This is a genomic window from Curtobacterium sp. MCPF17_001 (assembly GCF_003234615.1).
In the GTDB taxonomy this organism is placed as follows: domain Bacteria; phylum Actinomycetota; class Actinomycetes; order Actinomycetales; family Microbacteriaceae; genus Curtobacterium.
The window spans coordinates 99,161-106,152 of the sequence record NZ_QKSL01000014.1 but is presented as its reverse complement, the minus strand read 5'-3'; the positions used below and the strand labels follow the sequence as shown (position 1 = coordinate 106,152).

Annotated in this window: 5 protein-coding genes and 1 pseudogene; 2 read left to right on the top strand and 4 right to left on the bottom strand. The window is 69.5% G+C overall.

Annotation, left to right across the window (positions count from 1 at the left end):
* Positions 1-77: pseudogene (locus DEJ24_RS17275) on the bottom strand (VOC family protein); the annotation flags it as partial.
* A gap of 613 nt (positions 78-690) precedes the next feature.
* Between DEJ24_RS17275 and DEJ24_RS13295 the strand changes: the two are divergent.
* Positions 691-1,074, top strand: coding sequence for a VOC family protein (locus DEJ24_RS13295; protein ID WP_111079027.1), 384 nt, complete (start codon positions 691-693; stop codon positions 1,072-1,074).
* A 115-nt stretch (positions 1,075-1,189) separates the two neighbouring features.
* On the opposite strand, the gene DEJ24_RS13290 is transcribed toward DEJ24_RS13295, so the two are convergent.
* From DEJ24_RS13290 to DEJ24_RS13280, 3 genes are all read right to left on the bottom strand, one after another.
* Complete coding sequence (locus DEJ24_RS13290) at positions 1,190-2,104, bottom strand: carbohydrate ABC transporter permease (protein WP_111079026.1); 915 nt, start codon at positions 2,102-2,104, stop codon at positions 1,190-1,192.
* Position 2,105: 1 nt separating this feature from the next.
* Positions 2,106-3,071, bottom strand: a complete 966-nt coding sequence (locus tag DEJ24_RS13285; RefSeq protein WP_110904337.1) for a carbohydrate ABC transporter permease — start codon at positions 3,069-3,071, stop codon at positions 2,106-2,108.
* 69 nt (positions 3,072-3,140) lie between these two features.
* Positions 3,141-4,502: an extracellular solute-binding protein gene (locus DEJ24_RS13280; RefSeq protein WP_110904338.1), complete on the bottom strand. Its 1,362-nt coding sequence runs from the start codon at positions 4,500-4,502 to the stop codon at positions 3,141-3,143.
* A 230-nt stretch (positions 4,503-4,732) separates the two neighbouring features.
* Here DEJ24_RS13280 and DEJ24_RS13275 point away from each other — a divergent pair, with 230 nt between their 5' ends.
* A complete protein-coding gene (locus DEJ24_RS13275) occupies positions 4,733-6,235 on the top strand; it encodes an alpha-N-arabinofuranosidase (protein WP_111079025.1) in 1,503 nt (500 codons plus the stop codon).
* The last annotated feature ends 757 nt before the right edge of the window (positions 6,236-6,992 follow it).

Here is a 6,992-nt window from a genome sequence, read left to right as displayed (position 1 = left end):
AGGCAGAACTCGTTGCCCTCCGGGTCCTGCAGCACGTGCCAGGACTCGTCGCCGGTCTGTCCGACGTCCGCCGGTCGCCGAACTCACCGGTGTCACCCTCGACGCGGGTGACGTCGCCGAGGGTGCTCCCGCGACCGTCTCCGGCACCGGCCCGTCGGACATCGCGTTCCGGGTCCGCGGGGACTTCGGCGTCGTCGCCGACCTGGACTGCTCGGGGTGCACCGGTACCGCGACCATCACCGCACCCGGGCGGATGTCACCGTTCGGCTCCGCTCGGGCACCCCTCAAGGCGTCGTTCGTGACCAGCGTCCTGAAGAACGACCCGGAGCAGCAGATGCTCATCATCGAGGCCGACGGCCCGTGGTCGCTCACCCTGCGCAGCTGGAACGACCTGGCGACGGTGTCCGGCCCACAGTCCGGAACCGGTCCCGCCGTGCTGTTCTTCTCGGACGACGTCGGACACGTGCAGGTCGACTACACGCCGGCCGACGCGGACGACCGGTTCGGCCTCCGGGTCTTCACGACCTCGGACGCCACCCGGATCTACGGCAACACGGAGGCGTTCTCCGAGACCTTCGAGGCCGATCTGCCGGGCATCCTCGCGATCGCCACGAACGGGAAGTGGTCGGTCACCCCGACGCCCTGACCCCGTTGGCGGACCACCGGGCGCCTCGCGCGTATCCTCGCGCCATGAGCTGCCGACTGAGCGAACTGGTCCTCAACTGCGCCGACCCCGAGGCACTGTCCCGCTTCTGGTGCGCCGTCCTCGACTACGTCGAACTCGGCAAGGACGAGGACGGCATCGAGATCGGCCCCGCCTCCGGTTTCGGCGGCGCGACACCGACCATCATCCTGTCCCGGGTGCCGCACGCGAAGACGCAGCCGCTTCGCCTGCACCTCGACGTCAACCCGGTCGACCGCGACCAGGACGCCGAGCTCGAGCGGCTCCTGGCCCTCGGCGCGCGACCGGCGGACGTCGGACAGACCGGCGACGAGTCCTGGCACGTGCTGCAGGACCCGGAGGGCAACGAGTTCTGCCTCCTCCGGTCACGGCTCGAGCCGCTCGCCGGCTGACGGAACCGGTTCCGCCAGGCGTGGACCGCACCCACGACGGACGGGAGGCTCCCCACCAGCTGGTGGGGAGCCTCCCGTCCGTCACGTGGTCCGGACGCGTCGTCCGGACCGGACCTCAGCCCTTCAGGCCTGAGCCGGTGACACCCTCGACGATCTGCCGCTGGAAGACCAGGTACAGGATGATCAGCGGCAGCGCCGCCAGGATCGCACCCGCCTGGATGTCCGCGTAGCGCTGACCGAAGCTGCCCTGGACCGTGGCGAGCCCGACGGGGATCGTCATGAGGTCCGGGTTCGACAGCACGAACAGCGGCAGCAGCAGGTTGTTCCACACCCCGACGAAGGTCAGGATCGTCACCGCGGCGATCACCGGACGCGACAGCGGCAGGATGACCGACCAGTAGATCTTCCAGATGCCGGCACCGTCGATGCGGGCAGCTTCTTCCAACTCCTTCGGGATGCCGTCGAAGAACTGCTTGAAGATGAACACCGCGATCACGGCGGGCACCTGCGGGAAGATCACCGACCAGTAGGTGTTGAGCAGGTTGACCGCGTTGAGCTCCTGGAAGATCGGGATGATCAGGACCTGCGTCGGGATCATGATGCCCAGGATGATGAGCAGGAACGCGATGTTCCGACCGCGGAACACGAGCCGGGACAGCGCGAAGGCCGCCATCGACGCGAAGATCACCGTGAGCACCGCGGTGACGACGCTCGTGATGCCGCTGGCCAGGTACCAGTTCCAGATGTCGCCGGACTGGAACAGTGACGCGTAGGAGTGCAGCGTCGGGTTCCAGTTCGACAGGATCGACTTCGCGCCGAGCGCGGCCACGCCGTTGTCGGACAGCGAGGTCTTCAGCGCGAACAGGCTCGGGATGAGCCAGATGATGGCGAACACCGTCAGGACGACGGCCGACGCGATCGTGAAGCCGCGGCCGCTGACGCCGATCTTCGCGGCGCTCGTCGGAGCGGCCGAGGAGACGCCGGTGCGGAGCTTGGCGCGGCCGGTGGTGATGCTCTCGGTGGCGGTCATGTCAGGCTCCGATCTCACGCTTGGCGGCAGCGCGCTCGACGAGCTGCCGGATGACCGCGATGGCGACGATCACGATGAACAGCAGGACCGACGCAGCCGAGGCGGCGCCGAGCCGGTTGTCGGTGAACCCGACACCGGTGATGAGCTGCAGCGAGACCTGGGTCGAGATGCCCGGCCCGCCGTTCGTCATCAGGTAGACCTGGTCGAAGATCTTCAGGCTCGCGATGATCTGCAGCAGGATGACGAGCGTCGTCGTGCGACCGAGCAGCGGCAGGGTGATCGACTTGATCTGCTGCCAGTTCGAGGCACCGTCGACGGCGGCGGCCTCGTACAGCTCGCGGGGGATCTCCTGCAGGCCGGCCAGGTACAGCACGAAGTTGAAGCCGAGCGTCCACCAGACCGTGGCGATGGCGACGCCGATCATCGCCGTGTTCGGGCTGGACAGCATGCCGGAACCCGGGGTCAGGCCGATCGCGGACTGGATCGTCGCGAACAGGCCGGTGGCCGGCGTGAAGATGAACACCCAGATCAGCGAAATCGTCGCGGACGGCAGGATGAACGGCAGGAAGAACGCCAGGCGGAAGAACCACTGGCCCTTGTTCATCCGGTTCGTCAGCACCGCGAAGACGAACGCCAGGATCACCAGCGGCGGTGTCGTGTACAGCGTGAACTGCAGCGTGTGCCAGAGCGAGGACCAGAAGTCGGAGCGTCCGAGCATCTCGGCGTAGTTCGCGAACCCGGCGAAGCTGCCGAGGCCGGTGCGGACGGTCGAGGTGTTGAAGAAGCTCGTGACGATCATCCAGATCGTCGGGCCGAGCAGGAAGGCCACGTAGAACAGGCCGAAGGGGGCGAGGAAGAGCCACCCGCTGCGGCCCTGCCCGCGGGTGAGGCTGGTCCGGTAGGAGCGGCGCGGCCGCGGCGCGAGGGTCGCGTCCGTCGGCCGGTCGAGAACTGGTGCTGTGGTCACGTCATCGTGCCTTTCGCGCGGTGTTCACGTCGTTCGTGGTGTGCAGGTGGCCGGTGGTCGCGTGCCCGGTCACAGCGGGCTCGGGGTGTTCAGGTAGGTGGCCAGCTGGCTCTTGATCGCGCTGAGTGCCTGCGCGGGACTCGAGCTGCCCTGCTGGACGAGTGCGAGCTGTGCGCCGACCGTGCCCTCGAAGGTGGAGCCCGACCCGCCGTACCAGGCGGCGTCGTCGAAGACCGCGGTCTCGGCGGCGGCGGCGTAGTTCGACTGCGGCTTGAGGTCCTTGTACTGGGTGCTGTCGAACGTGGGCATGTAGGCCGGGACGTGCCCGCCCTCGGCCCAGGTCAGGCTCTGCTCGAGCATCTGCTTGATGAACAGCATGGCGGCCTTCTTCTGCGCCGGGGAGCGGTCCTTCTTCGGCAGGATGAACGTGTGCGAGTCGGCCTGGGTGGCGGGCTTGTCGTAGAGCGTCGGGATCGGCGCCATGCCGAACTTCAGCCCCTTGATCGACTGGGCGGTGCTGATCTCCCACTCGCCCTGCATGAAGAAGCCGGCCTTGCCGTCGAACATCAGCGACTGTGCGGTGGCGTAGTCCAGGGCCTTGTTCATCCAGCCCTGCTTCACCCACTTCTGCGTGCGGCTGGTGACCTCGTTGTAGGCGTCCTCGTTGACGGTGAGCTTCCCGCCGCCGTCGCTGATGAACGGCGTCGCGCCGTCGATCTGGTTGTACATCGTCCAGAAGAACCGCCACGGGGTCGCGGTCTCGGGGACGACGTTGGCGACGTTGAGCGCGGTGCCGCCGGTGACCTTCGACACGGCCGCCAGCGCGCTCTCGAACGCGTCCATGCCGTCGAGGCTCTTCAGCTCGCCGTTGCTGTCGAGCAGCCCCGCCTTCTGGCAGACGTCGACGTTGTAGAACAGCACGAACGGGTGCGTGTCGAGCGGGATCGCGATGTTGGCGCCGTCGGTCTTCTGCGCGGCCCAGGCCTTCTGGTTGAAGTCGCTGGCCTTCAGTCCCACGCCGGCCAGGTCCTCTGCCGTGATCGGGTCCAGCAGGTCGCCGTCCCAGAGCGGCTTCGCCCGGGTCAGGTGGGCGATCGCGACGTCCGGCGGCTTGTTCCCGACGGTCGCGAGTGTCAGCTTCGAGTAGTACGGGTTGCCCCAGGCGAACGTGGTCGCCTGCAGGGCGGACGAGCCGCCGTGCTGCTTGGCGTAGCCGTCCTCCATCGCCTGCATGCGGACACCGTCGCCACCGCCGAAGAGGTTCCAGAAGACCAGGGTCTCGGGGTTGAGGGCACTGCCGGCGAGACCGGCCGAGAGCGGGCTCGAGCACGCGGCGAGGGGGAGGACCGTGGCGGCCGCCGCTCCGGCGGCGAGCAGGCTCCTGCGGGTGAACGTTGACCCGCGGAGGGGTGGGACGGATCGGTTCGGCATGGCATCACTCCATCGGGACGGGCCGAAGCGGGACGTCATCCGGGGAGGAAGGACGTCCCGATCGCGGGGCGTCGGTGCCCCGTGAGCGCTCACGTTAGCGCCGCGCCGACCTGCGCGCCAGCCCTTCCGTCCCGTGTCGACACCCGATACCGTTTCCCGTAGGTGAGCGCTCACTTCCGTGACAACGCGGAACACCCGTGCTCGACGCACAGCCTGATCGAAGGAGATCCATGCCCCGCACACACCTCGTCCTCGACTCCGCGTTCACGGTGGGCCCCGTGCGACGCCGACTGTTCGGGGGCTTCGTCGAACACCTCGGCCGCCACGTCTACGACGGCATCCACGAACCCGCGCACGAGTCGGCCGACGAGCACGGCTTCCGCAAGGACGTCATCGAACTCGTCAAGGAGCTCGGCGTCACGACCATCCGCTACCCCGGCGGCAACTTCGTCTCCGGCTACAAGTGGGAGGACGGCGTCGGACCGGTCGAGCAGCGTCCCCGCCGACTCGACCTGGCGTGGCACTCGACCGAGACGAACGAGGTCGGCCTGCACGAGTTCCAGCAGTGGCTCGACTCGGTGGGCTCGGAGCTCATGCTCGCCGTGAACCTCGGCACCCGCGGGGCCGCCGAGGCGATCGAGCTGCTCGAGTACGCGAACATCCCGGGTGGCACCGCCCGCTCCGAGGAGCGCAAGGCCAACGGCCGCGAGGAGCCCTTCGGCATCACCATGTGGTGCCTCGGCAACGAGATGGACGGCCCGTGGCAGCTCGGCCACAAGAACGCCGAGGACTACGGCAAGCTCGCCGCGATGACCGCCAAGGCGATGCGGCAGATCCAGCCCGACCTCGAGCTCGTCGCCTGCGGGTCCTCCGGAGCGTCGATGCCGACGTTCGGCGAGTGGGAGCGCACCGTCCTCGAGCACGCGTACGAGGACGTCGACTACATCTCCGCGCACGCCTACTACGAGGAGGACCAGGACCTCACCTCGTTCCTCGCCTCCGGCGCCAACATGGACCACTTCATCAAGACGGTGACGACCGCCGCGGACCACGTCCAGGCCCACAAGGGCTCCGACAAGCGGATCGACATCTCGTTCGACGAGTGGAACGTGTGGTCGATCACGAAGTGGGAGGCGATGGCGAAGACGTTCACGCTCGAGGACTGGCCGGTCGCCCCGCGCCTCCTGGAGGACGTCTACACCGTCGCCGACGCCGTCGTCCTCGGTGGGCTGCTCATCTCGCTCCTGCGGCACGCCGACCGTGTCGCGTCGGCGTCGATCGCACAGCTCGTCAACGTGATCGGCCCGATCATGACCGAGCCCGGTGGCGAGGCCTGGCGCCAGACCACGTTCTTCCCGTTCTCGGTCACCTCGCGCCTGGCCCACGGCACCTCGCTCAACGTCGTCGCCTCGGGTGACACCGTCGACGGTGGCAAGCACGGCACCGTCCCGGTCGTCGACTCGGCCGCCACGGTCGAGGACGGCCGCGCAGCGGTGTTCCTCGTCAACCGCCACCAGACCGAGAGCACGACGGTCACCATCGACCTGGCCGGGCTCGACGTCGACGGTGAGGTGCACGCGGAGGGCATCTGGGACGATGACCTGCACGCCGTGAACGACCTGTCGAACACCTCCCGCGTCGGCCTGCGGACCAACGAGTCCGTCCGCCGCGAGGGTGACACGATCACGATCGAGCTGCCGCCGGTCTCCTGGACGGCGCTCTCGATCGGGTAGACGCCTCGGCGCGCGCTGCGAGCGGCGAGCGTCGAGTGAGCAGAGGACGCCGGGTCCCTTCGGGGGCCCGGCGTCCTTCTCGTGTCCGGCGGGGCCGGGGCCGGCGCGTCTTGCGTGTCCGGCGGGACCGGCGCGGCGGGGACCGGCGCGGCGGGGACCGGCGCGGCGGGTGCGTTTCGCGCTGGGCGACACATTTCGGGCTGGCCGCCGCGCGGCCTGTCGCTGCGCGCGAAACGCGGCTGGCCGGGAGGCGCGTGTCGGTCGCGGAGGCGCCGTCCACGGTCCACACGGCGGGCGCGCTTCGCGCTGGGCGACACGATTCGGGTTGGCCGCCGCGCGGCCTGTCGCTGGGCGCGAAACGCGGCTGGCCGGGAGGTGCGTGTCGGGCGTGCCCCGTTCCTCCCGTCCGGTGAGGCTCATCTGGGCGCACGCCGCTCGGCCTGCGCGGGGCGCGGCCTGTCCGCGGTTCACACGGCGGGCGCGCTTCGCGCTGGGCGACACGTTTCGGGCTGGCCGCCGCGCGGCCTGTCGCTGGGCGCGAAACGCGGCTGGCCGGGAGGCACCTGCCGGGCCCGCTCCGTGCCTCCCGTCCGGCGAGGCTCGGCTGGGCGCACGCCGCTCGGCCTGCGCGGGGCGCGGCGCGGCCTGGCCGCGGTCCGCGCGGCGGGCGCGCTTCGCGCTGGGCGACACATTTCGGGCTGGTTGCCGCGTGGCCTGTCGCTGAGCACGAAACGGGGCTGGCCGGGAGGCGCGCCGC